Source organism: Pseudomonas bharatica (assembly GCF_048586865.1).
GTDB classification, from domain to species: domain Bacteria; phylum Pseudomonadota; class Gammaproteobacteria; order Pseudomonadales; family Pseudomonadaceae; genus Aquipseudomonas; species Aquipseudomonas bharatica.
Genome location: NZ_JBMAWR010000016.1, coordinates 41,424 through 67,188, shown reverse-complemented (window position 1 = coordinate 67,188; position 25,765 = coordinate 41,424). Strand labels below are relative to the sequence as shown.

Here is a 25,765-nt window from a genome sequence, read left to right as displayed (position 1 = left end):
GGGAGCGGGTTCACCCGCGATTGCAATAGTGGTCTCACTACCGTCATCGCGGGTGAACCCGCTCCCACAGGATCCATACAGCTCTCAGACAACGTAGTCGACGGTACTGGAGCCGATGACGGTCTGCGGTTCCACGGCCGCCACATCACCTTCGGCCGCCTCGGCATTGCGCCGCGCCGCCACACCACTCATCTTCGGCGAATCGTCCTGGCTGGCGCTGTGCTGCTGGCGCTGCTGGTCGGCGACGTTGACGTCCGGCTGGGCCATGCCTTGCTGGCTGAACAGTTCGCGCAGGCGGTGCACCTGGCCCTCGAGGGCATCGCGCACCCCGGCGTGACCGCTGGCGAAGGTGATCTGGGTCGGTTGATCGACGGCCATGTTCACCTTGATGTCCAGGCGCCCGAGCTCCCTCGGCTCCAGCTGGATATCGGCAGACTTGAGGTTCTGGCTGGACAGGTACATGACCCGGTTGACCAGGCCCTCGGTCCAGCCACCCTGGTTCATGGCCAGGGGCTGGTGCAGCGGCGCAGGTGCCACGGCATTGGCGGTCTTCGGTGTGACGGCCTGGGTCAGGCTGGCCAGGCGGTTGGCGAAATCGTCGACCCGGGTATCGCTGCTGGCGCCCTTGAGGTCCTTGAGGCCGTCGTCGATCAGGCCGGCGAAGGCCTTGTCGCCGCTTTCGGTCTGGCCAGCATCGGCGTCACCCGGCTGGAGCATCTGCGCCAGTGTATTGACAGCCGGTTGCTGGGCCTGGGCACCCTCCTGCCCCGGGGTCTTGCTGGCGTGGGCCGAGGTGGTGCCCTGGGCCTGGGCGTTCTGTTCCAGCGCCAGGCGCAGTACCGGCAGATCGGCCAGGGCATCCGCCTCCGGGTCGAAGGCCTGATCATCGGTGACCGCAGGGGTGACCGCCGCCGCCGGCTGCTGGCCGGCCGCCTGGATCACCGGCGCCACCGCTTCGGCCTGGGCCTGGAGCAATTGCGCACCCTGTGCAGCATCGGTCAACTGGCCGGCAACCAGGTTGGCGTCGAGGGGTGGCTGGGCATTGGCATTGGCATCGACATCGCTCGCATCGCCGCTATCGCCCTGCCCGGTCGCGCTGGCCTGGACTTCATGTTCGTCAGGCAATTCCTTGCCGCCATCGGCAACCTTGCCGGCTTCGGGCTCTTGCGCCTTGCCGCTGTTTGCCGCCGATTTGTCGACGCCTCCACGGCCTTGCGCGGGCACCTCGCTCTTGCCGGCAACCGGCTCCTTGGCCTGCTGCGAATAGACACGGGAAAAGTCCGAACCCTTGTCGTTCAAGCTCTGCGTGGCTTTGTCCAGGGTAGCGTTCTGGGACCGTGCGCTCTTGGCGGCAACGCTGGATTGCAGCAATGGGTTTGATGCGACGGGCATGAAAAGGTCTCCGCTACAGAAGCTTGGCATCACGAATAGCGAAGGTTACGCAAAAGTCGCGCCAGGTTGTGCCTGACGCGACATCGAAGAGCGCAGGCTCAGCTGACCTGCACCCGCTTGCACTCGTCACGGAAGATGTCGCGGACCTCGACAAACTCCCGCCGGATCTGGTTGATAAGGTGCTCGATGTCGAACAGCAAGTGCTGCTGCACCCGCTCTTCCACCTGGCGGCAAAGTTCTGCCAGCTCATGCGCCCCCATGTTGCTGGCACTGCCCTTGAAGCTATGCGCCGCCAACCGCAACTCATCGGCATTGCGGGCGCGAAAGAGGTCGTTCAGACGCCGCTCGGAGTCGTAGAGGAAGGTTTCCAGCAGCTTGAGGTAGTCGTCCCCCATGACGTCCTGGAGGTCGCTCAATACCTTGCGGTCAACATGAGAATCGGACACTTGTTCACTCCTTGATCAAGACTGCGATTATGCCAGAGCGTCCCAGGCGAACTCCACGCGCGCCCGGCGCCCGCCATCGCTCCATTCGGCATGCCGGCCCAGCCGGCGGACCAGATTCAGGCCACGTCCGCTCAGACGCTGCTCGACAGCAGGCAAGGCGCTCACTTTACCCATGTCGAAGCCGTCGCCGCTGTCCTCGACTTCAATAATGAGACGCCCTCCTCCCTTCCAGGGTTCCACGCGCAGGCTTACACGGATATGGCCGCTGTCCAGGCCCTGCAGGCGTCGGTCGCGCTCCTGGTAGTAGGTGGTGAAGCCCTGGGCGTCGCGCTTGAGCGCGGAGTCCAGGCCCAGCACGCCATGCTCCAGGGCGTTGGAATACAGCTCGTTGAGCACGCTGTACAGGGCACCGCTCTGCTTGCGCAGGCCGTGCACCTCCTGCAGCACCTGCATCAACCAGGGCAGCGGGTTGAAACGCTTGAGGGTCCGGGCACGGAACTCGAAGGACAGCGACCAGTCCAGCGGGCTCGACTGGCCGCTGTCGGAGTACATCAACGGCGCCGGCATCAGCCGCTCCGGGGCCACTACGGTGATTTCCAGCAGGCTGGCATCGTCCCGCGCGCGACCACGGAACGCTTCCAGGGCCAGCAGGACGTCGTCGAACAGATGCTCGGGGTGGCGATTTTCACTGAACACCCGCAGCAGGCGCTCGACGCCGAAAGGCTCGTCACTTTCATCGCAGGTTTCCACCACGCCATCGGTGAGCAGAAACAGGCGGTCACCCAGGGCCAGCGGCAGCACATCGGTACGTTCGTCGAAGCGTTCAGGCGACAACACCCCCAGCGGCAGGTGTCGCGACACCAGCGGCGTGGCCTGGTCGCCGGAAGCCGGCAATAGATAGCCGTCAGGCATGCCACCGTTCCAGACTTCCACCACGCGCCGCTCGAAGCTGAGGTTCAGCAGCAACGCGCAGCAGAACATGTCCACCGGCAGGATGCGCTTGAGCTTGGCATTCATCTCGCGCAGGGTTTCCGCCAGGCCGTAGCCCTTCGCCGTCATGCCATGGAAGACTTCGGCCAGGGGCATGGCACCCACCGCGGCCGGCAGGCCATGGCCGGTGAAGTCGCCGAGCAGCACGTGCATGTCACCGGTGGGCGTGAACGCTGCCAGCAGCAAGTCGCCGTTGAACAGTGCATAGGGTGATTGCAGGTAGCGGATGTTTGGCGCACCGAGGCAACCGGCATGGGCGATCTGGTCGAACACCGCCTTGGCCACGCGCTGTTCGTTGAGCAGGTGGTTGTGATGCAGGGCAATCTGGTCGCGCTGTTCCACTACCGTGGCCTGCAGGCGGCGCAGGCGATCCATGGCCTTGATCTTGGCTGCCAGCACCGCCGGGCTGTAGGGCTTGGCGAGGAAATCGTCGCCGCCGGCCTCCAGGCAGCGCACCAGGGCATCGTCCTCGGTCAGGGAGGTGAGGAAGATGATCGGCACAAGCTCCTCGCCGGCCAACGCCTTGATCTGCCGCGCCGCTTCGAAGCCGTCCATCACCGGCATGACCGCGTCCAGCAACACCAATTGCGGGCGCTGTTCGGCGAACAGGGCGACCGCCAGCTTGCCGTTCTCCGCGGTCAGCACCCTGTGCCCCTGCTTGCGCACGATAGTAGCCAGCAACAGCCGGTCGGTCGCGCCATCCTCGGCGATCAGGACAGTCAGGGTATGCCCGTCGCTCATGCTGGCGCTCAAGTGATATCGAAGAGTTTTTCGAAGTTGGAGATCGCAAGGATCTTGCGCACATCGGAGTTGGTGTTGATCACCCGGATATTCGAATTGTCGCCACCGGCGTGATCACGCAGCAGCAGGAGCATGCCCAGGGCGGAGCTATCCAGGTAGGTGGCGTCCTTGAGGTCGACATCGAAGCTGTCGGGGCGCACCGGCGTGCGCTCGTAGGAGTCGCGAAATTCCTGGTGCCTGCCGAAATCGAAACGACCCTTGATGCGGATCGTCAGCTTTTTCCCGTCCTGGGACAACTCGGTTTCAACAGCCATGTTGGCGCTTCCTTCGGAGGTGGCGAGTGCGGTCCTCTAGAAGGTTTAGCAGCCCGCCCGGAGCCCGGCAAGGCAGGCCGACCAGCGCGTGGTGTCAGAATCGATCGTGCCGCGGCAGGCGTTGCGACAGTTCGTCGAGAAGCTTCTGCTCACGCTTGTCCTCCAGCAGCCGGGCTTCCTCGATGTAGCGCTGGACCAGCTTGCGCAGCCCCTCGACCCGGGCGTAGGCCTCCTGCCAGGTGCCGCGGGCGCTATTGAGGTTGTTCTGGTGCCAGACCAGGCTCTGGTGCTGCTGCGCCACCGCCGTGTCGAGCTGGCCGAGGAAACGCTGGAAGCCCACCAGCCATTTGCCCGATACCCCCTGGCTGCCGCGCTGCATCCATTGCTGCTGGTAGTCGCTGCGGAACTGGTCGAGCTCTGCCAGCTTGGCCTGGGCCTGGGCCACCTGCTGCTGGAAGTGCCCGAGACGCTGCGCGGCCTTGCGCTCGGCATCCTCGGCCATCTCCACCACCGGGGCCAGGCGCGCGGCACGACTGGGCTGGGCCATGGCCTATCAGCCTGCCGTGAGCGGCGTGAATACCGCTTCCAGCTGTTCGCGGCTCTGCTCCTGGCTGACGTTCTCGTCCAGCCCCTGGCGCAGGAAGTGCACCAGCCGCGGTTGCAGGGATATGGCCAGGTCGGTTTCCTTATCGCCGCCGGCCACGTAGGCACCGACGCTGATCAGGTCGCGACTTTGCGACAGCCGTGACCACAGCTGCTTGAACTGCTGGGCCTGGGTCATCTGCTCGGGCGTGACCACCTGCGGCATGACCCGGCTGATGGAGGCCTCGATATCGATGGCCGGGTAATGCCCCTCCTCCGCCAGGCGCCGCGACAGCACGATGTGGCCGTCGAGCACGCCGCGCGCCGAGTCGGCGATCGGATCCTGCTGGTCGTCGCCTTCGGAAAGCACGGTATAGAAGGCGGTGATCGAACCGCCGCCGGCCTCGCCGTTACCGGCCCGCTCCACCAGCTTGGGCAGTTTGGCGAATACCGAAGGCGGGTAGCCCTTGGTCGCCGGCGGCTCGCCAATGGCCAGGGCGATTTCGCGCTGGGCCTGGGCGAAACGGGTCAGGGAGTCCATCAGCAGCAGGACGTTCTTGCCCTTGTCGCGAAAATACTCGGCGATGCGCGTGCAATACATGGCTGCGCGCAGGCGCATCATCGGTGCGTCGTCCGCTGGCGACGCCACCACCACCGAGCGCTTGAGGCCCTCGGTGCCGAGGATATGCTCGATGAACTCCTTCACCTCGCGTCCGCGTTCGCCGATCAGGCCGACCACGATGATGTCGGCCTCGGTGAAGCGGGTCATCATTCCCAGCAACACCGATTTACCCACGCCGGTGCCGGCAAACAGGCCCAGGCGCTGGCCGCGGCCGACGGTGAGCAGGCCATTGATGCTGCGAATGCCGACGTCCAGGGGCTGGCTGATGGGGTCGCGGTTAAGCGGATTGATGGTCGGGCCATCCATCGGCACCCAGTCCTCGGCCTTCATCCCGCCCTTGCCGTCGAGGGCGCGACCGGCGCCGTCGAGGACACGGCCGAGCATGCTCATGCCCATCGGCAGGCGGCCGCTGTCGTCGAGCGGCACCACCCGCGCCCCCGGGGCGATACCGGCGACGCTGCCCACCGGCATTAGGAACACCTTGCCTCCGGCAAAGCCCATGACCTCGGCCTCGACCTCCACCGGGTGATAGCTGTCGTCATTGATGACCTTGCAGCGGCTACCGACGGCAGCGCGCAGGCCTTCGGCCTCAAGGGTCAGGCCGACCATGCGCAGCAGGCGTCCTTCCACGACCGGCTGGTGGGGCAGGCTGATGGCGTCGGCGTAGGTACCCAGGCGCCTGGCGAAGCTGGTGCGGTCAAGGCGCATCGCTGGCTTCCGTTTCCTCGACCGGCGCTTTCTTGTCCTGCAGCTGGAAATGCAGGTCCGGCGCAGCCGGATGCAGCCCCTGGTCGTGCAATTGGTCGAACAGTTGCTTGAGCGCTTTCTCGAGGCGGGTTTCCATGGTCGCGTCGATACGGCTGTGGGCGGTCTCGATCCAGCAGCCGCCAGGCTGCAGCGAGTCGTCTTCGAGCAGACGCCAGTTTTCCTCATGCCGCGCGCGCAGGGCCTTGGCCAGCTCGAAATCCTGGGGATTGAGGTGAATGCGAATGTTCTCGGCGCCCATCGGCAACAGCTTCAGGGCTTCGCGCAGGACATGGGTGATCTGGCTGGAATCGGTCTTCAGCTCGCGGCCGACGACCTCGCGGGCAATATGGCTGACCAGGTGCACGAGATGCTTTTCGATCTGCGCGTCCTGCTCGGCGATGGGGTCGAGCAAATGGCCCATCAGTTGCTCAAGGCTTTCCAGGCGTGCATTCAGGGCCACTTCGGCCTCCTGGCGAACCTTGAGCTGGGTGCTATGGAAACCTTCGCGCTCGCCCGTGGCGAAGCCCTCGTTGTAGGCCTCCTGGCGAATGCTCTCGAGCTCTTCGAGGGTCAGCGGCTGGACTTCCTCCAGCGGCACTTCCTCGACCTCCTCGGCGACCTCCTCGGGCTCAGGCTCGGGTTCCGGCTCCGGCTGCGGGTCGAAACTGGGCAGTGCCCAGCGGTCGAAACCCTCGACGTCGCGGGCGCGGATCAGTTCACTCAGATGTTCGTTGGTCGACATGATTCCATGCGCTCTCAAGTCGGGTTACGGATGACAGAAGCCCAGGCACGGCCCGGGCTTAACGTCCAAACCCAGGCTGCCTGGCAATCGGCGCCGCCCCGCAGGCCCGGCGCCGACGCGTCAGATCATCTCTTCGGCACCTTTGCCGCCCAGCACGATCTCGCCGGCTTCGGCCATGCGACGGGCGATGGTGAGGATTTCCTTCTGCGCCGTCTCGACGTCGCTGACGCGCACCGGCCCCTTGGCTTCCAGGTCGTCGCGCAGCAGCTCGGAGGCACGCTTGGACATGTTCTTGAAGATCTTGTCCTTGACCTTTTCGTCCGCGCCCTTGAGCGACACCACCAGCACATCGGAGGAGACTTCGCGCAACAGGGCCTGGATACCGCGGTCGTCGACATCGGCCAGGTTGTTGAAGACGAACATGAGGTCTTCGATCTGCTCGGAAAGATCGCCGTCGATCTCGCGGATCGCGTCCATGAGCTGCCCTTCGACCGAACTGTCGAGGAAGTTCATGATGTCCGCGGCACGCTTGATACCACCCAGGGTGGTACGGGCGGCATTCGAGTTGCCGGAGAACTGCTTCTCGAGGATCTGGTTCAGTTCCTTCAACGCCGCCGGCTGCACGGTGTTCAACGACGAGACGCGCAGGATGATGTCCAGGCGCACCTTATGGTCGAAGTTGCCGAGGACTTCCCCGGCCTGGTCCGGATCGAGATAGGCCACGACGATCGCCTGGATCTGCGGGTGTTCGTAGCGAATGACGTCGGCGACGGCGCGAGGTTCCATCCATTTCAGGCTGTCCAGACCACTGGTATTGCCGCCCAGCAGGATGCGGTCGATCAGGCCGTTGGCCTTGTCCTCGCCAAGGGCCTGGGTCAGCATCTTGCGGATATAGCCGTCGGAGCCGACGCCCAGGCTGGTCTGGTCGCCGACGATCTCGACGAACTCGCTCATCACCTGCTCGACCTGCTCGCGATGGACGTTGCCCATCTGCGCCATGGCCACGCCCACGCGCTGGACCTCTTTCGGCCCCATGTGCCGAAGTACCTGCGCAGCGTCGGTCTCGCCCAGCGACAACAGCAGGATGGCTGCCTTGTCGACACGGGTCAGCTTGGAAGTCAGGGCTCGATTGTCACTCATCGGCGTTGATCCACTCTTTCACGACCTGGGCCACGCGACCCGGGTCTTCTGCCACCAGACTCTTGATAGCGTTGAGCTGGGCGTCATAGCCCTCGCTCGGACTAGGCAAGAGGATGCTTTGCGGACCACCCAGGCTGACACGGTCGCTCGGCATATCGCCGTCCAGCCCGATCATGCCGCCCAGTTCCATGTCGCTGTCGCTGCCGGACTGCTTGCCGCCGCCGGTGATGTTGTTGAGCACCGGCCGCAGGACCCCGAACACCAGCACGAGGATGAACAGCACGCCCAGCACTTGCTTGACGATGTCCCAGAACCACGGCTGCGAATAGAACGGGATCTCGGCGATGGCCTCGCCACGGTCGGCGGCGAACGGCACGTTGATCACGCTGACGCTGTCGCCGCGGCTGGCATCGAAGCCTACCGCGTCCTGGACCAGGCGGGTAAAGCGCGCCAGGTCCTCGGCGCTCCATGGCACCGTGGTGGCATTGCCGTTGGCCGGGTCGATCTTGACCTGGTCATCGACCACCACCGCGACCGACAGGCGGGTCAGGCGACCCTGCTGCTGGCGGGTGTGGCTGATGGAACGGTCCAGCTCGAAGTTCTTGGTCGACTGGATGCGCTTGTCCGAAGGATACGGCGCCAGCATCGGCTGCCCGGTGGCCGGGTCCATGACCTGCTGGCCGTTGGCATCGAGCAGCGGCTGGCCCGGCTGGATCGCCGCGGCGGCACCGGCAGCAGCGCCACCGGTGGTCTGCGGCGCCGAAGCCGGCCCGGGAGGCTGGTTGCTCAACGCGCCGGGCACGCCCTGCGGACCGGAACTGCTGGAACGCTGCTCGTTGACCGACTGCTCGCTGCGCAAGGCAGGCTGGTCGGGGTTGAACTGTTCAGCGGTGGACTCGACGGCACTGAAATCGACGTCGGCGGAGACCTCGGCCTTGTAGCGATCGTTACCCAGGACAGGCTGCAGGATGTTGTGCACCCGCTGGGTCATCAGCCCTTCCATCCGCCGGGTGTAGTCGAACTGCTTGCCGGCCACGGTGAGCTCGGTGTTTTCCAGCTGGCTGGAGAGCAGGTTGCCCTTCTGGTCGACCACGGTGACCTGGGACTTGTCCAGCTCCGGAACGCTGGTCGCCACCAGGTTGACGATGGCCATCACCTGCCCGGCTTCCAGGGAACGCCCCGGATACAGCTCGACCAGTACCGATGCGCTTGGCTTGCGCTCGTCACGGACGAACACCGAGCTTTTCGGGATCGCCAGGTGCACGCGGGCCGCCTTGACATTGCTCAGGGCCGAGATGGTCCGCGCCAGCTCGCCTTCCAGGCCGCGACGGTAGCGGGTGGCTTCCATGAACTGGCTGGTGCCGAGGCCCTGTTCCTTGTCGAGGATCTCAAAGCCGACGTTGCCGTCGCTCGGCGCCACGCCGGCAGCGGCAAGCTTCAGGCGGGCACGGGAAATGTCATCGGCCTTGACCAGCAATGCACCGGAATTGGGCTCGACGTTGTAGGGGATGTCTGCGGCAGCCAGGGTTTCCATGACCTGCTTGGTGTCCATGCCGGACAGGCTGCCATACAGCGGACGGTAGTCCGGCTGCTGCGACCAGAGGACCACGGCGAAACCGATGGCCACGCTGGCAGCCAGGCCGACCAGCAGGCCGATCTGCCGCAGCATGGGCATCTGCGAAATGTTTTCCAGGAACGACATGCCGAACAGCGGCGGCTTGGGCGCTGGCGGGCTGCCCTTGGCGGGCACGTTATCGACGACTGCATCGGCCATGAATCAAATCCCGCCTTAAACCGGCATCTGCATGATGTCTTGATACGACTGCACGAGCTTGTTGCGCACTTGCGTGAGGGCCTGGAACGAGACGCTGGCTTTCTGCGAGGCGATCATCACGTCGGTCAGGTCGACGCCGCTCTTGCCGATTTCGAAGGCATTGGCCAGTTGGGTGGACGCCTGCTGGGTGTCGTTGACCTTGTTGATGGCCTGACCCAGCATATCGGCGAAACTGCTCTGGCCCAGTTCGGCAGGTGCCTGCACGGACTTCGAGCCCGACATGGCTTCCGCCTGCATGGCGCGCATATCCAGCATCAACCGATTGAATTCAACACCTTGGCTCATGAACTTCTCTCTCCGGGGGCCCGCATTTTTTTGACACTCACGCAGCAGCTGAAACAGGACATAGCAACAAGAGTGCCAGCTAGCCCCAACGATTTTGCGAAACCATCACCAACATCCCTCAAAGCCCCGTGGCATAAAGGCTGGCCTCCACATCGAGGCCTGCATCGCGCATTTGTGCCAGTTTGTAACGCAAGGTCCGCGGACTGATCCCAAGACGCTCGGCAGCCTCCTTGCGCCGGCCACGCTCGGCGCGAAGGGTGTCGATGATCATCTGGAACTCATGCCGGCGCAAGTCGTCTCCCAACCCGCCCGCCTCGTCCGCCACGGCAACCGCCTGCGGCGCTGCAGGCCGCACCGCCTGCGGGGTCGAGGACAAAACCGGGAGTGCACCGGCAAGACAGAAATCCGCCGCCGCGATCACCCCGCCCTGCTGCAGGATCAAGGCGCGCTGGATCGCGTTGTCCAGCTCGCGCACGTTGCCCGGCCAGGCATAGCCTTGCAGGCAGGCCCTGGCTTCCTCGGAGAGCCTAACCGGTGCGTGCTTCATTTTATTGACGTGGCGCAAGAGCAAACGCTCGGCCAATGGCAGAATATCGGCGCTTCGCTCCCTGAGCGGCCGCCAGGCCAGCGGGAACACCGACAGGCGATAGAACAGGTCTTCGCGGAAACGCCCCGCCGCGACTTCGCCCGCAAGGTCACGGTTGGTCGTGGCAACCACACGGATATCCAGGGCAATCGGCTTGCGTCCGCCGACCCGCTCCACTTCCCTTTCCTGCAACACACGCAGCAGCTTGGCCTGCAGGCCCAGGGGCATCTCGGAAATCTCGTCCAGCAACAGGGTACCGCCGTCGGCCTGCTCGAACTTGCCTGCCTGCGCCGCAATGGCACCGGTGAACGAGCCTTTTTCGTGACCGAACAGCGTCGCCTCGAGCATGTTGTCAGGGATCGCCGCGCAGTTGATCGCCACGAAAGGCTGCCCGGCCCGGGGCGACTGCTGGTGAATGTAGCGGGCCAGGACTTCCTTGCCGGTACCCGACTCGCCGGAAATCAATACGGTGGAATCGCTGCGCGCGACCCGCGCGGCCAGCTCCAGCAACTGCGCGCTGGAGGGCTCCAGGGCCACCGGGCCTTCGGCATCGGCGGCGCCGGCGGCACCGAGGGCATGACGCGCGACCAGCTCCAGCAGGGCCTTCGGTTCGAAGGGCTTGACCAGGTAATCGGCAGCGCCCTGACGCATCGCATCCACCGCCCGCTCCACCGCCGCATGGGCCGTCATCAGCAAGACCGGCAACTGCGGCTGGCTGGCGCGCAGGCGCGCGAGCAACTGATGCCCGTCCATCCCGGGCATGTTCACATCACTGACCACCAGGTTGAACGGTTCGGCAGCCGCCATTTCCAGGGCATCCTCGGCGCAACCGGCTGCGCGCCAGGCGAAGCCGCCCAGCTCCAGGGTATCGCCCAGGGCCTGGCGCAATGCGCGATCGTCTTCAACCAGCAATACCTTGATCCCGCTCATGCCGACACCCCGCGCAGACCGTCGATCAGCGGCAGGCTGACAATCGCACAGGTTCCCCGGCCCGGACGCGAACGCAACTGCAACTCGCCCTGGTGCGCCCTGGCAACTGCCTTGACCACCGCAAGGCCCAGGCCGGTGCCGGTGGCCTTGGTGGTCAGGAAAGGTTCGCCGAGGCGTCGCAGCAATGCGCCGTCGATGCCGCTGCCGGCATCACTGATGCACAGGCGCAGGGTGGTGTCGCGACGGTACAGGTGAATTTTCAGGCGGGCGCTGCCGGAGCTGGCCTGCAAGGCGTTCTCCAGCAGGTTGAGCAGCGCACCGACCAGGGTGTCGCGGTTGCACAGCAGCTCGCCCAGATGGCTGTCGCACTGCCAGCGCACGCTGTGTCCCTGAACCTGGGTCTGTGCCGCCTGCTGCAAGGCCTGGAACAAGGCCTTCGGGGTCAGGCGGTCGGTCAGCGGCAGCTCGCCGCGGGCGAACACCAGCATGTCGCGCACCTGGTGCTCCAGTTCGTGCAGGCGCTCCTTGAGGCTGCCGGCGAAACGCTGGCGGGTTTCCAGGGGCAGGTCCTGCCCGGCCAGATGGCTGGCGTAAAGCATCGCGGCCGAGAGCGGCGTGCGGATCTGGTGGGCCAGGGAAGCGACCATGCGTCCAAGGGTGGAAAGGCGCTCGTGACGGGCCAGGCGGTCTTGCAGATGACGGGTCTCGGTCAGGTCGTTGAGCAGCACCAGCTGGCCGGGCTCGGCATCCAGGGAGCGGGTGGAAATGGACAGCCGGCGGCCGTCGCGCAGGGAAATCTCGTGACCATCATCCTCGCGAGGCGCGAAGCAGCGGGCGATCACCTGGCGCCACAGCTCGCCGACCAGCGGCGCGCCGAGCAACTCGCAGGCCGCCGGGTTGGCTTCACGCACCAGGCCATGACCATCGATGACGATGACGCCACCGGGCAGCAGGTCGAGCAGGTTCTGCAGTCGGTTGGCCAAGCGCTCCTTTTCCGCCAGCTCGGCCATCCGTTGGGCGCTGACCACTTCAAGCTCGCCCTTGAGCTCGGTGACCCGTGCTTCGAGCAGGTTATAGGACTGGCTGAGCTGGGTGGACATCTGGTCGAACAGGGCAAACGCCTGCTCCAGGCCGACGCGGCCCTGCTGCTCGGCAGCATCCAGACGTTGCGGCTCGGGGGAAGTGATAGCGGCGTGGGGCATCGTGCTCTCTCGCATGGCTTACCGTCATAAAACGGTATGTTGAAAGCGGTATAGCAATAGCCATGCCGGAAAATTTTGCGGCATGCCCGGCGAAAACGACAAGGCCCGCATAGGCGGGCCTTTACCGGACAAAAAGAAAGGTTTTAACACAGCGGCCCCCGTTGGCCGCCAGAAGCAGGCGTCAATCCTCCGCCTGCTCGTCTCCATCGCGACGGCTCATGCCGTACTTGCGCATCTTTTCCACCAGGGTGGTGCGGCGAATGCGCAGGCGCTCGGCGGCCCGCGCGACGATGCCGCTGGCATCGTCCAGCGCCTGCTGGATCAGTCCTTGCTCCAGGCTGCCGAGGTAATCCTTCAAGTCAAGGCCTTCCGGCGGCAACATGGCATTGGTCGGGAAGCTCGGCGCATGGCCATTGATAACCACGCGCTCCTCCAGGTCGGAGCGCAGGCTGTCCACCAGTTGCTCGTCTTCGTCGTCGACATATCGGAATTTTTTCGGCAGTTCGGCAACCCCGATGACACCGTAGGGATGCATGATCGCCATGCGCTCCACCAGGTTGGCCAATTCGCGGACGTTGCCCGGCCAGCCGTGGCGGCACAGCGACATGATCGCCGCCGAGTTGAAGCGGATCGAGCCACGCTTTTCATGCTCCATACGCGAGATCAGCTCGTTCATCAGCAGCGGGATGTCTTCCACCCGTTCGCGCAGCGGCGCCATCTCGATAGGGAACACGTTGAGGCGGTAATACAGGTCTTCGCGGAACGAACCCACTTCGATCATGCTTTCGAGATTCTTGTGGGTCGCGGCGATGATACGTACGTCGATGCTCTGGGTCTTGTTGCTGCCGACCCGCTCGAAAGTGCGCTCCTGCAGCACGCGCAGCAGCTTGACCTGCATCGGCAGCGGCATGTCGCCGATCTCGTCGAGGAACAGGGTGCCACCGTTGGCCAGCTCGAAGCGTCCGGCGCGACTGGTGATGGCCCCGGTGAAGGCGCCCTTCTCATGGCCGAACAGCTCGCTTTCCAGTAGCTCCGCAGGGATCGCACCGCAGTTGACCGGCACGAACGGCGCTTCGCGGCGCTTGGAGTGGTAGTGCAGGTTGCGCGCCACCACTTCCTTGCCGGTTCCGGATTCGCCGAGGATCAGCACGCTGGCGTCGGTGTCGGCGACCTGCTGCATCATTTGCCGTACGTGCTGGATGGCCCGGCTGGTGCCCACGAGGCTGCGGAACAGGTTCGGCTCGCGTTGCCGCCCGCGCTCACGGGCCTGGTCGTACATCTCGCGATAAACCTGGGCGCGGTGCAGCGAGTCCAGCAACTTGCTGTAGCTCGGCGGCATTTCGAGGTTGGACAGCACACGGCGACGCAGCTCTTCCGGAAGCTCCAGCGAAGAAAATTCACCTAAAAGCAAAACAGGAAGGAACTCATCCCATGCAGCCACTGTCTTAAGCAAGCCCAGAACGCTGGCCGGCGAATTTACAGCGCCAATGAGGACACAGAGGACTTCACGACTGGACGACAACGACTCGACAACCTGCTCCCAGTCATGACTGGAGCACGGCAGATTTTCTTCCCCAAGAAAATTCAACACCACCGCCAGGTCACGGCGGCGAGCACTATCGTCATCGATCAGGAGAATTTTGGTTTCACGCCACATGCAATAGCAACTTCCCTAGTCAACTCGAGGCCCGTCGAAGGGCATGCTCGACATCATTCCGACTGAACGGTCAGTGTTCCGACGTCTGAAATTAAAAAACAGCCACTAGTTAAGTCAAAAAACCTTTAATAGTCAAATTTATGGCGCATTGCTGATTTTCCATCAACAGTCAGCGGTATAGATGGTATACCTTTGTCGCCTGTTGCGCCTGCTTGATCTTTGACATCTCGTCGGCAATTGCCTGACGCTCTTCCGTCGCCACATCGATCAATTGCCGATACACCCCCAGCAAGTCCTGGAGGTTGTCGCGCAGCGCCTCCTCGTCGACCACTTCCGCGCTCATCACTTCGTCCATGCAGGCACGGCAAGCCTGGTCCAGCTCGCCCACCGCCTCCCAGTCGCGATTGGCCAATGCACCCACCAAGGCTTCCCGGGTTTCCTCGATACGCTTGAGTACGGCACTCATCACGACATCCTCATCGCAACTGGTTATTGTGGGGCGACCGCGTCCCAGCCTTCCTTGACCGTGGTCAACAGATCGGTCACTTCGTCGAGGGCGCCGATGTCATTCTTGATGTTGGCATCGCTCAGACGACGAGTCATGTACAGGTAGAGGGCATCGAGGCGCTCCAGTTCCGCGGTCATGTTATCGCGGTCCAGGCCTTCGCGCAGGCCGCCGATGATGCCGATGGCCTTGCCGATGGCGATGCCCTTGCCGGCCAGGTCCTTGCGCTCCAGGGCGCCCTTGGCCTGGGCGATGCGATCCAGCCCGCCTTCCATGAGCATTTGCACCAGGCGGTGCGGGCTGGCTTCGGAGGTCTGCGCCTGGGCGCTGATTTTCTGATATTGCCGAAGGGCCAACATCGGATTCATGTTCGTACCTCAACACAATGGCTTGCTGTATGACCGGGTTATCGACCCGGCGTCAAAAAACTTTAGTCACCAAGAAAAAAGCCCGACATGCGGAGACGGCACTGTCGGGCTTTTGACGCCAGCAAAAAGTCAGGAGTTCTTCTGCTGCGCAGCCATGGCACTGAAGATGGACGTGATGTTGTCGCGCTGGGCGTTCAACTGACCCACCAGGGTATCCATGGTGTTGTACTTCTTGGTCAGCGAAGCCGTCAGCGAGGTGATCCGCGCATCCAGGTTCGACTGCTGGGTGGCCAGGTTCTTCTTGTTGCTCTCGAGGATCTTCGAACGGTCGGCGAGCAGTCCGTCGGACTGGGTGTAGGGTTCCAGCGCCTTGGTCAGGCGGTTGGCGAGCCCCTCGTCACCCGAGAACATGCTCTGGATTTCGCCACCAAGCTTTTGGGTATCCAGCGCTGCCGTGAACTTGGTGCTGTCGAGTTCCAGCAGGCCGGTGCTTTGCACAGTGTTGATGCCCAACTGCGACAGCACTTTCAGCGAACCATTGCCGCCGGTGCTGGAGACCACCAGCTCGTTGCGCAGGGCAGAGAGCATGCCCCGAGCCAACGAGTCGCCCGCCAGCGCAGGCGCGGTACCCAGGCTGCCGTCGGCATTCTTCGGCGTCTGGCTCAGGCCGTTGATGGTGGTGATCAGTGCGTTGTAGGCATCGACGAAGCTCTGCACCGATTTTTTCAGACCGTCACTGTTGGTGGCTACGGTGATGGTGGTTTCGGCACCCTTGGCGACCAGTTCGAGGGTCAGGCCGCTCACCGCGTTCTCGACCTTGTTCGACTTGCTGGTCAGCACCATGCCATCGACCGAATATTCGGCATCGCGGGCCAGCGCGCTAATGAAGCCGGCGGCGCCTGCGTCCGTCATCTTGGTCGTGCCATCGATGACCAACTCGGGAATACCGGCGACGGAGATGTCCGAGCCCAGACCGGTCGTGGTGGACGTCAGCACCAGGCGCGAGCCTTGGCCATCATTGATGATGTTGGCACTGATGCCCTTGGCGCTCAGGGCACTGTTGATCGCGTCGCGGGTGGACTGCAGGGTCGCGTCGGCACCGATCTCGACCTTGTAGACGGTACCGTTCTGGGTGATTTCCAGGGTGCCCTGGCTGATCGCGTCGCTACTGCTGGCAAAACGCTGGCTGGCTACCTTGGAGGCGGTCGCCAATTCGTTGACCTTCACCGCGTAGCTGCCGCCGACCGCAGTACTGCTCGCCGTCGCCTTGACCAGCTTGTCGTCGGCCGAAGTGGCCGAGTAGCCAATGAACTGCGGCGTCGTGGTGCTGCCGAGCTTGCTCAGGGCGGTGGTGAAGGTGGTCAGCGCGCTCTTGAGGCTGCCGATCGCCGAAATCGAGGCCGTGTTGGCCTTGGTCTGCCGGTCGATCTGGTTCTGTTTGGGCGTTTTTTCGGCATCCGCCAGGGCCTTGACGATTGCAGAGGTATCCAGACCACTGCCGAGGCCGAGGGCAGGCAAAATCGGACTTGCCATTACATTCTCCTTTTCCTGGCTTGCGCCAAACGCTTGAACATTACCCGATGACGCGGTTTTGTATCAAATTTCGTACCGCTTTCAGACTTTCTCGTCGAAAAGCAGGCTGTTGACGTCTTGCAGGCTCTTCGCCAGTTCCAGGGCGGTTTCGGACGGAATTTGCCGAATCACTTCACCACTGTCACGGGCAACGACCTTGACGACAGTCGTTCCGGTGGATTCGTCCACCGAAAATTCCAGGTTGCGCTGCAACGACTGGACGTAATCCTGTAGACCCTTGACTGCTTCCTGCAGGCTGGTATCGGAGTCTTGCTTGTCTTTATCCACTGCCGCGAGTTCCGGCCTGGCGTGGACCTTTTCGGACGCACCCTGTTCAGCAGCTTTTTCCTGCTGGGCTGCAGCTGCCGCTGGAGCCGGGTAAGACGCGTTCAACCTGACGCTCATGTCCATCGCCCATCACCTCCAAAGTAAAAAGCGAGGGAATGCTCGCGCACCCCCTCGCTCTTCATCGTAGCTATTACTGAAGCAGTTTCAGTACAGCGGATGGCAGTTGGTTGGCCTGGGCCAGAACTGCGGTGGACGCTTGCTGCAGGGTTTGCTGCTTGGTCAGCTGAGCGGTTTCTGCGGCGAAGTCGGTGTCTTGCACGCGACCTTGGGCAGCAGCGGAGTTCTCGTTCATGCTCTGCAGGTTGTTGATGGTGCTCTGGAAGCGGTTCTGGATAGCACCCAGGTCCGACTTCTTGTTGTCAACGGTTTGCAGTGCGGCGTCGATGGCGGTGATCGCGCCGTCAACAGCGGTGTGAACGGCGGAGTCCGAAGTACCGGAGATCGCCAGGGCACCTGTACCTACACCCAGGGCGGTAGCCGCGAAGCTGGAGGTCATCGAGACGCTCAGGATCTGGCTCGAACCGGTCATTGCACCGACCTGGAACTCCATGGTGCCAGCAGTACCGTTCAGCAGTTGCTTGCTGGTACCGAAGGTGGTGGAGGTGGCGATACGGGTGATTTCGTCGGACTTGGCCGCGAATTCCTTGTTCAGCGCCGCACGTTCAGTGGTGCCGTTCGAGTCGTTACGGGCTTGCAGAGCCAGCTCACGCATACGCTGCAGGATGTTGGTGATTTCCGACAGAGCGCCTTCAGCGGTCTGGGTGATCGAGTTACCGTCGTTGGCGTTCTTGATCGCAACGGTGGTGCCGGTGACCATGGTTTGCAGCTTGTTGGCGATCTGCTGGCCAGCAGCGTCGTCTTTGGCGCTGTTGATGCGCAGGCCGGACGACAGGCGGGTCATCGAGGTGCTCAGCGCGTCGGAAGCTTTGTTCAGGTTCTTCTGCACGCCCAGCGAAGTGGTGTTGGTGTTAACGGTTAATGCCATGACGAATTCCTCGTTGGATGGATACTGCGGCTTCCGGCCCTGGCATCCGCCGGGTGTGGCCTAGAGAACCTTCGTAATGTTTATCGTCGTCTTGGCGGGTTGCTTTAGGGGTTTTTCAAAAAAAAATGCCATCACGCCGCCACCCCTTGTAAATCAGGCACTTGCCCCTGTTCGCAGGCACCCCTGGAGGCAAGGCCTGTGTGATGGCCATCACACTTCAGCGCGGAGCTGCCTGCTCGATCAGGTTCGGCAGTTCGTACTCGAGGCTGTCGGCCAGGGAGATCCAATCCTGGCGTTGCTGTGCTGCCAGCATTTCACTGAAAAGCGCGGCGAACGCTTCCTGGGTAGCCCCTGGCGCCAGCGCGAACAACGCCGGGGCTGCGGCGAACAGCTCCACCATCGCCACCGCCGCCTCGATATCCCGGCCCAGGCGAAACAGCCCGGCACACTGCCGGGCGCTTTCTTGCATCGTGCTCATTGGCAGAACGCCTCATCGAAGGTGGTACCGGCGATCAGCGCGCCGGCGCGACTGGTGTTGCGGAACGCCACCTCGGGATGACGAGCGATAAAACGCTCCAGCTCGATCAGGTAGCCACGGAAATTCAGCTGGGTCCGCACCCGCTGGCCATTGCCGTCCAGTACCCAGTGACGGGCCACGGACACTTGCGGGCCCAGCACGCCGTCGTCCCAACCGGTGTGGGTGCGATTACCGGGGAAGGCAAAGTCGGCGCCGAACAGCGTGATGCGGCGCATGCCCATCTTGACCGCCAGGTCGGCCGCCGGATGGATGACGCTACCCCCCACGAACAAATGGCCCCGGGGAATCGCCTCGCGCACCCCGTCGTAGAGGGCACTGCCGGAGTAGGCGGCATAACGGGGACCGCGCCAGCCCGCCACGGTATCGACATCGAGCATCGGCATGTACACCAGCGAGGTGTTCGCCGAAGCCTCGGGCGGCAGATGATGCAGGCGGATCTTGTGGTCGACGCTGACCACGATATCCGGCTCGATACCGGCTGCCAGCAGCGGCTTGTAGGCCGTATCGACGGCAATGAACAGCGGGCGCCCGGGCTCGGCATGAATACGCTTGAGCGCGGCCAGGTGGCCTTGCAGGGTCGGACCGGTGGCAATGACGAAGGCCTCCTGCCCTGCCCGGCTGCCGAACAGTTCGGCAACGTCCCGGTCGCTGCGCAATAGCGGCAGGCTTCTTTCCAGCAGCTCGACGAGATGCGGGTCAGCGGTATCGAAATTGGTGTTGTTGAACGCCAGGTGGGTTTCGCTCACCAGACGGTCGCGGATCTTGGCGTTGAAGTCGTCGGCCAGCGCCAGCTCCGCCGGCAAGGCGAAGTACGGCAGCGCGATTTCCTTGGCATCTGCAGCGTAGGCAAGCTCGACCCGTGGATCGGCGAGCCATGGACTCTGGTCCAGCAGGCGCAGGACCAGCGCGAACAGGGCGCCGTTGAGGATATGCACATGCAGGCGCTGCAAGCCAGGGCGCTGCAACAGGGCGTTCTGCAGATCGCCCAGGCCGGTACCGTAGAGGTTGAGATGGGCGCTTTGGGGCAGGCTGTCGGCCTGGAACTGCGCCTCGGCCAGGCGATCATGACGGCTGCTGAGCTGGATGCCGTCGACACTCAGGGTCGAACCCAGGCCCTGGACCAGCACTGCATCGATGCCGTCGCAATCCTCGCGCGCGATGCGCTCGAACAGCGAAGGCCAGCGAGCCTGGATGACTTCGGCGTTACGCTGGAAAAACTCGCTCATGGTGAGCATCCCTTGCCTGCGAAACGCCGAAGATTACCCTGCGCGGGGTTTCAGGTCACGGTCGATGAAGAATCGCCGAGCCCCACGAAAGGCCCACGCCGAAACCGCTCACTGCAACCCGCTTCCAGGTAGTGTCCAGCGCGTGTTTTTCCAGGAGCAGGGGAATGCTCGACGACACGGTATTGCCGGTCTCGACCATGTCCTTGACGAACTTCTCCGGTTTGTCTTCGAAACGCCGCGCCACGGCATCGACGATCGCCGCGCTGCCCTGGTGGATGCAGAAGGCGTCGATATCGTCCGCCGCCAACCCGGATTGCTCCAGCAACTCGTGCAGGTGCGCAGGCACCTTGAGCAAGGCGAAGTTGAATACCTGGCGGCCGTTCATGAAGAACACACCATCGGTGACCTTAAGGTGCGGCGCTCCGGAACCGTCGGTGCCGAACGCCGACTTGCCAAGGGCCCAGACCGGGTCCTCGCCCATCCAGGTGGCGGTGGCGGCATCACCGAAGAGCATGGTGGTATTGCGGTCTTCCGGATCGACGATTTTCGAATATGGATCGGCAGTGACCAGCAGGCCGTTCTTCAGGCCGGTGGCTTCCATGAAGCCCTTCAGCGCGTAGATGCCGTAGACATAACCGGAACAGCCCAGGGAAATGTCGAAGGCCGCGACACGGGTCGGCAGGCCGAGCTTGTCCTGGACGATGGCGGCGGTATGCGGCAGGCCTTCGGCGTCGCCGTTCTGGGTGACGACGATCAGGGCGTCGATGGAATCGCGGGACAGGCCCGGGTTGGCGGCGAACAGGGCATTGACCGCCTCGACGCACAGGTCGGAGGTTTCCTGTTCGTCGGATTTGCGAGGCAGGAAGGCCGAGCCGATCTTGCCGAGGATGAACTCCTCATCCTTGCCGAACTTGGCGCCTTGTGCGTAGTTGTCCAGGCCGGCGGCCGGAACGTAGCTCGCAATGCTTTTTATGCCAATCATCATGGCTTCCCAATAAAGAACCGCTGAATATCACCGCTCGCATGATTCGAGGGGCGCCAGAAAACAGGAATTTGCGCCATCCGCTGGACTGGATGGCGATGGCAGCGCCGGTGACACGGCCCGTCGCTGCCGGTAACGATAGAGACACAGATGTCCGTCATGACCGATAGGTCACGGATTTTCACAGACAATGGCACATTTTCCTAGGGTCGCGGCTGGATTACGGTGGTGAAGCCACTATGGCTATCGCTGGCAAGCCAGCTCCCACAGGTTTCTCGGCCAACCGCGGGCTTTGTGTTCGACACGGTCACTGTGGGAGCTGGCTTGCCAGCGATTGCGGTGGTGCGGCCACTATCGTAATCGCGGGTGAACCCACAGGGTCCGTGATGCTTATTCGACCAGCGACCAGTCCAGCGCCGTGCCGCGCTTGAGCGGCTGCCGGGCCTTGCGCCCGAGCAGGGAATCAAGGTGCTTGGGCGCCAGGCCCAGCCCCGGTCGAATGGCGCGCACGTTGTTGTGATCGAAACGCTCGCCGGCAGCCATGTCGCGCACCACGTACAGCGAGCGCCGGAAGCGTTTCGAGGCCTGCTCCGCCTGGCTCGCGCCGTAGTTCACCGAGCCCAGCGCCAGCCACGCCCGCTCGGTTTCCTGCACCAGCCCGGCCAATTCCGCAGGCTCCAGCGAAAACGCCGCATCCACACCGCCCTCGGCGCGGTCCAGGGTGAAGTGTTTCTCCACCACGCTGGCGCCCAGGGCCACCGCAGCCACGGCACCGCCGACTCCCAGGGTGTGGTCGGACAGCCCCACCTCGCAGCCGAACAGATCGCGCAGGTGCGGGATGGTCCGCACATTACTGTTTTCCGGGCTGGCCGGGTAAGTACTGGTGCACTTGAGCAGGACCAGGTCGCGGCACCCCGCCTCCCGTGCCGCGCGGACCGTCTCGTCCAGTTCGGCAAGGCTGGCCATGCCAGTGGAAATGATCAGCGGCTTGCCGGTGGCCGCCACTTTGCGGATCAACGGCAGGTCGGTATTTTCGAAGCTGGCGATCTTGTAGGCCGGCACGTCGAGGCTTTCGAGAAAGTCCACTGAGGTCTCGTCGAAAGGCGTGGAAAACGCCAGCATGCCCAACTGCCGTGCGCGCCGGAAGATCGGCTCATGCCACTCCCAGGGCGTATGCGCCTTTTCGTATAGCGAATACAGCGAGGAGCCGGCCCACAGGCTGGCGGGATCCTCGATGAAGAACTCGCCATGGTCCAGGTCCAGGGTCATGGTGTCGGCGGTGTAGGTCTGCAGCTTCAACGCATGGGCACCGGCTTGTGCCGCCGCTTCGACGATGCGCAAGGCTCGCTCCAGCGACTGGTTATGGTTGCCGCTCATCTCGGCGATCACCAGCGGCGCGACATCGATACCGACCCGACGCCGCCCGATGTTAAAACTGCTCATGTCGCGAATTCCTCACTATCCGTTCGAAATGGCACTCGGCCTGTGTATAACCGGCGCCGCGAAACAGCGCCAAGGACGGCGCATTGTGGGCCAGCACCTGGGCCTCGATGGCCTCCAGCGCCGGCCAGCGTCCGAGTAGCGCACGCTCCCCTGCGGCCAGCAGCGCCCTGCCCCAGCCAACACCGTAGCGGCCGTCGAACAGGTACAGGGAAACCCGCGCCCGGCTCGCCTCGAGCAGATCGTAGCGAAGCATCCCCAGTGGGCCATCGGTGGTTTCGCCGACCAGCAACAGGCGCTGCTGGCTAGCCAGGGTCGCGTCTAGCCAGCGGCAATGGCTGTCCCAGTCGAGGGGCGCGCTGTCCAGGGAATTCTGGCGTACCGCTTCGGCATTGCGACCGTCGAACAGCAGGCGCGCGTCCCCGGACGTCGCCGGGCGCACCTGCACCCCATCGGCAAGCAATGCCACGACGACGCGACGCGCTCCCTGGCCATCGACCAGCGCACGACCGCGAGCGGCAAAATGTTGACGCAGTGGCAGATTGTCCAGCAGCACGGCGATGGCCTGGCGTAGCGCTTCGACCGAGACCATCGGCGCAGCGCCGAGATACAGGTGCACACCCGCCTGCCCGAGCGCTTCGGCATTCTCCAGCTGGTTATCGGCGACGCCAACGCACAGGCTCGGCAGGCCCATGGCCGCGCGCTCCCAGGTCGTCCCGCCGCCGGCACCGACGAACAGGGTCGCAGCGGCCATACGCTCGGGCAAGTCGTCGACGAAGCCGAGCAACTGCCAGCCCGGACGCGACGCCACCAACGCCTGCAACGCAGGAAGATCCGCACTGCCCTGCCCGGCGATGCACTGCACCTCGACCTGCTCGATGCCTGCCAGGGCCTGCAAGGCCTTCAAGGTCATGCCGGCCTGGTCGAAGCCGCCAAAACTCACCAGCACCCGCCGCGCCCGTTCGCTTTCGGCCTGCCTGGGCTGGCGGAAAGCAGGGCGCAACAGCGCATGCCGGGGCCCCGCCAGCAGACGGCATCGTGCAGGAACCCGCGGCTGGTAGCGTGCCGCGCTGGCGGTGAAATTCTGGTCCAGCAGCAGGTCGCAATCATGGGGCCGGTCGGCCAGGTCATCGATCACCATGATCCGCCGCGCCCATTGCCGCGCCGGGGTTTCCCAGCTGGCATCAAGGCCGTAGTGATCGACGATGAGCCAGTCGAAGCGGCAGCCGGCCGGCAGAACGGCCGCCAGGGCAGCGATATCGTCCTCCAGCGCTAGCGACAGGGGGAAAACCTGGTGCCCTGCAGCAGCGATCCGGGCCATCTGGTGGCCTGGCAGTTCACGGCAGGCAAAGGCCACCCGGGCGCCGCAAGCGACCAGTTCTGCGGCCAGGGTCAGGCAGCGGGCGACATGGCCGATGCCCAGGGCACTGCCGGCATCGACGCGAAACAACAGGTTCAATCCAGCAGTTCCCCGGCGGCATGCAGCGCGCTGTAAAGGTACTCGGCACGCCGCCAGTCTTCCTCGGTATCGATGTCCTGGACCAGATGACGGGGCAACGTCACCGGCAGGCTACGTTCGGAAAACAGCGGCTCGCCGCGCAACCAGGCCGCACTGCGCCCCCAATAGAACTGCGCGGCATCCTGATAGGCATGGGGCAGGTCCTGGGAACGGGTGTCGCGATACTGCGGGTACAACGGCGTCAGTGCGCCCTCATTGGTCAGGGTCAGGGCGCGCTGAACCGGAAAGCCGACACTGCACACGGAAAACGCGTAGTCCTTATGAGGATGGGCGACCAGGGTGTCATGCCCGGTTCGCAGGTAGCGCTTCTGCAACAGCGGTGCGGTGGCGTAGATGCAGCAGGCCAGGTCCGCCCAATACCCCTGCTCTTCCAGGGTTTGAAGGGCATGCACCACCACCGAAAGGGTGGTGGCATGATCGTCGGCCAGCGACGCCGGACGCACGAACGGCACATCGGCGCCGTAGGCCCGGGCAACTTCGGCGATCAGCGGGTCGTCGGTACTGACCACGACCCGCTCGAACAGGCCGCAGCCCAAGGCGGCACGAATCGAATAGGCAATGACCGGTTCGCCCTTGAACAGCTTGCGGTTCTTTCCAGGGATGCGCTTGCTGTCGCCACGGGCCGGAATGATCGCCACCGCCCCGCTCATGGACGGTACTCCATCAGCAGCTCGCGCAGGACTGCCACCACCCGGTCCTGCCGGGCCTCGCCCAGGTCCGGGTACAGCGGCAGGGTTATCGCCTGCCGGTAGTAGCGCTCGGATTCCGGGAAATCACCGCTGGCGAAGCCCTGGTCACGGTAGTACGGCTGCAGGTGTATCGGGATGTAGTGCAAGTTGACGTGGATGCCGGCAGCCCTGAGCCCATCGAACACTTCACGATGGCGGCCTTCGAGGTGCTCGTGCAAGCGCACCACGTACAGGTGCCAGGACGACTCGGCACCAGGCTGCGGCGTCGGCAACTGCAACGGCAACCCTGCCAGCAGTCGCTCGTAGCGTGCCGCCAGGGCCCGACGGCGGGCGAGGAATTCGTCCAGCCGGCGCATCTGCGACAGGCCCAGGGCAGCCTGGATATCGCACATGCGGTAGTTGAAGCCCAGCTCGGTCTGCTGGTAGTACCAGCCACCATGGGTGGGCTCGGTCATTTGCGCCGGGTCCCGGGTGATTCCGTGGCTGCGCAGGGCGCGCAGTTGCCTGGCCAGCTCCGGGTCCTGGCACAGGACCATGCCGCCCTCGCCGCTGGTGATGATCTTCACCGGGTGGAAGCTGAACACCGTCATGTCCGCATAGACACCACTGCCTACCGGCTCGCCGGCGTATCGGGCACCGAAGGCGTGAGCGGCATCCTCGATCACCCGGAACCCGTATTCACGGGCCAGGCGGTTGATTTCGCGCATGTCGCAGCTTTGCCCGGAAAATGCCACGGCCACCAGCACCTTGGGCAGGCGACCGAGGGCGCTCGCCTGTTCCAGCTTGCGCGCGAGGGCGCGCACATCGAGGTTCCAGGTCAGCGGATCGATATCGACGAAATCGACGCCGGCACCGCAGTAGCGCGCACAGTTGGCCGAGGCTACGAAACTGTTGGGGCTGGTCCACAGCCAGTCACCGGCACCAAGGCCCGCCGCCAGGCAGGCCAGGTGCAGGCCGGCGGTAGCATTGCTGACGGCCACTGCATGGCGCGCCTGGCAACGCTCGGCCACGGCCTGCTCGAAGCGCTCCAGGGTTGGCCCCTGGGTCAGCCAGTCGGAGCGCAGCACCTCGACCACGGCGTCGATGTCGGACTTGTCCAGGTGCTGCCGGCCATAGGGTATCGGCCGACCGTCGTCGACCACCTCCCGGACCGGCAACGGCGCGCCCACGCCACCTGCCAGATCGACAGGCGCGTTGAGCAAGGTACGGGCGAACGCGCCGTTACCGCCGCGGGTGAGGGGGGACTTGTCATCGAACATGCCGGAAATCCTGGCTGGAACTCGCAGTGGGCGGAGGCGGAAAGCAACGGTTTTCTGACCTCCGACCTGTTGAAACAGGGGCGAAGCAAGATGCAGGCCAGCAGGATTTTCATCACTGCCTGCC

25 protein-coding genes are annotated in these 25,765 nt (G+C 64.0%); all 25 read right to left on the bottom strand.

Going from position 1 to position 25,765, the window contains the following annotated elements; translation table 11 throughout:
* Positions 1-84: 84 nt before the first annotated feature.
* The 25 genes from ACKLLE_RS18110 to pseC all read right to left on the bottom strand — a co-directional run bounded on the left by ACKLLE_RS18110 (position 85) and on the right by pseC (position 25,641).
* Positions 85-1,392: a flagellar hook-length control protein FliK gene (locus ACKLLE_RS18110; RefSeq protein ID WP_420058681.1), complete on the bottom strand. Its 1,308-nt coding sequence runs from the start codon at positions 1,390-1,392 to the stop codon at positions 85-87.
* A 98-nt stretch (positions 1,393-1,490) separates the two neighbouring features.
* A complete protein-coding gene (locus ACKLLE_RS18105) occupies positions 1,491-1,838 on the bottom strand; it encodes an Hpt domain-containing protein (RefSeq protein ID WP_420058680.1) in 348 nt (115 codons plus the stop codon).
* Positions 1,839-1,865: 27 nt separating this feature from the next.
* The gene (locus tag ACKLLE_RS18100) at positions 1,866-3,569 is read right to left on the bottom strand and encodes an ATP-binding SpoIIE family protein phosphatase (protein WP_420058679.1); all 1,704 of its coding nucleotides are present in this window, start codon (positions 3,567-3,569) and stop codon (positions 1,866-1,868) included.
* Between the two features lie 8 nt (positions 3,570-3,577).
* On the bottom strand, positions 3,578-3,883 hold the full coding sequence (locus ACKLLE_RS18095; protein WP_009400039.1) for an STAS domain-containing protein: 306 nt from the start codon (positions 3,881-3,883) through the stop codon (positions 3,578-3,580).
* A 94-nt stretch (positions 3,884-3,977) separates the two neighbouring features.
* A complete protein-coding gene (fliJ, locus tag ACKLLE_RS18090) occupies positions 3,978-4,430 on the bottom strand; it encodes a flagellar export protein FliJ (RefSeq protein ID WP_009400041.1) in 453 nt (150 codons plus the stop codon).
* A gap of 6 nt (positions 4,431-4,436) precedes the next feature.
* Positions 4,437-5,795, bottom strand: coding sequence for a flagellar protein export ATPase FliI (fliI, locus tag ACKLLE_RS18085; protein ID WP_420058678.1), 1,359 nt, complete (start codon positions 5,793-5,795; stop codon positions 4,437-4,439).
* Positions 5,785-6,576, bottom strand: a complete 792-nt coding sequence (gene fliH, locus ACKLLE_RS18080; protein WP_064302525.1) for a flagellar assembly protein FliH — start codon at positions 6,574-6,576, stop codon at positions 5,785-5,787. The genes fliI and fliH overlap by 11 nt, the downstream gene beginning before the upstream one ends.
* Before the next feature lie 120 nt (positions 6,577-6,696).
* Positions 6,697-7,716 (bottom strand): flagellar motor switch protein FliG, encoded by a 1,020-nt coding sequence (gene fliG / locus ACKLLE_RS18075; protein ID WP_009400046.1) that lies wholly within the window; start codon positions 7,714-7,716, stop codon positions 6,697-6,699.
* A complete protein-coding gene (gene fliF / locus ACKLLE_RS18070) occupies positions 7,709-9,490 on the bottom strand; it encodes a flagellar basal-body MS-ring/collar protein FliF (RefSeq protein ID WP_420058677.1) in 1,782 nt (593 codons plus the stop codon). The genes fliG and fliF overlap by 8 nt, the downstream gene beginning before the upstream one ends.
* A gap of 15 nt (positions 9,491-9,505) precedes the next feature.
* Positions 9,506-9,835: a flagellar hook-basal body complex protein FliE gene (gene fliE, locus ACKLLE_RS18065; RefSeq protein ID WP_009402338.1), complete on the bottom strand. Its 330-nt coding sequence runs from the start codon at positions 9,833-9,835 to the stop codon at positions 9,506-9,508.
* A 118-nt stretch (positions 9,836-9,953) separates the two neighbouring features.
* Entirely contained in the window at positions 9,954-11,351 is a 1,398-nt protein-coding gene (locus ACKLLE_RS18060) for a sigma-54-dependent transcriptional regulator (protein WP_420058676.1), read from the bottom strand.
* On the bottom strand, positions 11,348-12,553 hold the full coding sequence (locus ACKLLE_RS18055; RefSeq protein ID WP_420058675.1) for a sensor histidine kinase: 1,206 nt from the start codon (positions 12,551-12,553) through the stop codon (positions 11,348-11,350). The genes ACKLLE_RS18060 and ACKLLE_RS18055 overlap by 4 nt, the downstream gene beginning before the upstream one ends.
* A gap of 181 nt (positions 12,554-12,734) precedes the next feature.
* Positions 12,735-14,210 carry a sigma-54 dependent transcriptional regulator gene (locus ACKLLE_RS18050; RefSeq protein ID WP_064302522.1) on the bottom strand — a complete coding sequence of 492 codons (1,476 nt, stop codon included), beginning with the start codon at positions 14,208-14,210 and terminating at the stop codon, positions 12,735-12,737.
* A gap of 169 nt (positions 14,211-14,379) precedes the next feature.
* Positions 14,380-14,676 carry a flagellar protein FliT gene (gene fliT, locus ACKLLE_RS18045; RefSeq protein WP_064302521.1) on the bottom strand — a complete coding sequence of 99 codons (297 nt, stop codon included), beginning with the start codon at positions 14,674-14,676 and terminating at the stop codon, positions 14,380-14,382.
* Between the two features lie 23 nt (positions 14,677-14,699).
* Positions 14,700-15,083 carry a flagellar export chaperone FliS gene (fliS, locus tag ACKLLE_RS18040; protein ID WP_064302520.1) on the bottom strand — a complete coding sequence of 128 codons (384 nt, stop codon included), beginning with the start codon at positions 15,081-15,083 and terminating at the stop codon, positions 14,700-14,702.
* Positions 15,084-15,212: 129 nt separating this feature from the next.
* Positions 15,213-16,616, bottom strand: a complete 1,404-nt coding sequence (gene fliD, locus ACKLLE_RS18035) for a flagellar filament capping protein FliD (RefSeq protein ID WP_420058674.1) — start codon at positions 16,614-16,616, stop codon at positions 15,213-15,215.
* An 81-nt stretch (positions 16,617-16,697) separates the two neighbouring features.
* Positions 16,698-17,066, bottom strand: coding sequence for a flagellar protein FlaG (locus tag ACKLLE_RS18030; protein WP_009402885.1), 369 nt, complete (start codon positions 17,064-17,066; stop codon positions 16,698-16,700).
* Positions 17,067-17,133: 67 nt separating this feature from the next.
* On the bottom strand, positions 17,134-17,988 hold the full coding sequence (locus ACKLLE_RS18025) for a flagellin domain-containing protein (protein ID WP_064302518.1): 855 nt from the start codon (positions 17,986-17,988) through the stop codon (positions 17,134-17,136).
* A gap of 217 nt (positions 17,989-18,205) precedes the next feature.
* Positions 18,206-18,466: a hypothetical protein gene (locus ACKLLE_RS18020; RefSeq protein WP_064302517.1), complete on the bottom strand. Its 261-nt coding sequence runs from the start codon at positions 18,464-18,466 to the stop codon at positions 18,206-18,208.
* Complete coding sequence (locus ACKLLE_RS18015; protein ID WP_420058673.1) at positions 18,463-19,752, bottom strand: motility associated factor glycosyltransferase family protein; 1,290 nt, start codon at positions 19,750-19,752, stop codon at positions 18,463-18,465. Before ACKLLE_RS18015 ends, ACKLLE_RS18020 begins: the two co-directional genes overlap by 4 nt.
* Before the next feature lie 55 nt (positions 19,753-19,807).
* Complete coding sequence (locus ACKLLE_RS18010; protein ID WP_064302515.1) at positions 19,808-20,734, bottom strand: ketoacyl-ACP synthase III; 927 nt, start codon at positions 20,732-20,734, stop codon at positions 19,808-19,810.
* Positions 20,735-21,124: 390 nt separating this feature from the next.
* A complete protein-coding gene (gene pseI / locus ACKLLE_RS18005) occupies positions 21,125-22,177 on the bottom strand; it encodes a pseudaminic acid synthase (RefSeq protein WP_420058672.1) in 1,053 nt (350 codons plus the stop codon).
* Positions 22,164-23,633 (bottom strand): UDP-2,4-diacetamido-2,4,6-trideoxy-beta-L-altropyranose hydrolase, encoded by a 1,470-nt coding sequence (pseG, locus tag ACKLLE_RS18000; protein WP_064302513.1) that lies wholly within the window; start codon positions 23,631-23,633, stop codon positions 22,164-22,166. The genes pseI and pseG overlap by 14 nt, the downstream gene beginning before the upstream one ends.
* Entirely contained in the window at positions 23,630-24,343 is a 714-nt protein-coding gene (pseF, locus tag ACKLLE_RS17995) for a pseudaminic acid cytidylyltransferase (RefSeq protein ID WP_064302512.1), read from the bottom strand. Before pseF ends, pseG begins: the two co-directional genes overlap by 4 nt.
* Complete coding sequence (pseC, locus tag ACKLLE_RS17990) at positions 24,340-25,641, bottom strand: UDP-4-amino-4,6-dideoxy-N-acetyl-beta-L-altrosamine transaminase (RefSeq protein WP_420058671.1); 1,302 nt, start codon at positions 25,639-25,641, stop codon at positions 24,340-24,342. Before pseC ends, pseF begins: the two co-directional genes overlap by 4 nt.
* Positions 25,642-25,765 lie beyond the last annotated feature (124 nt).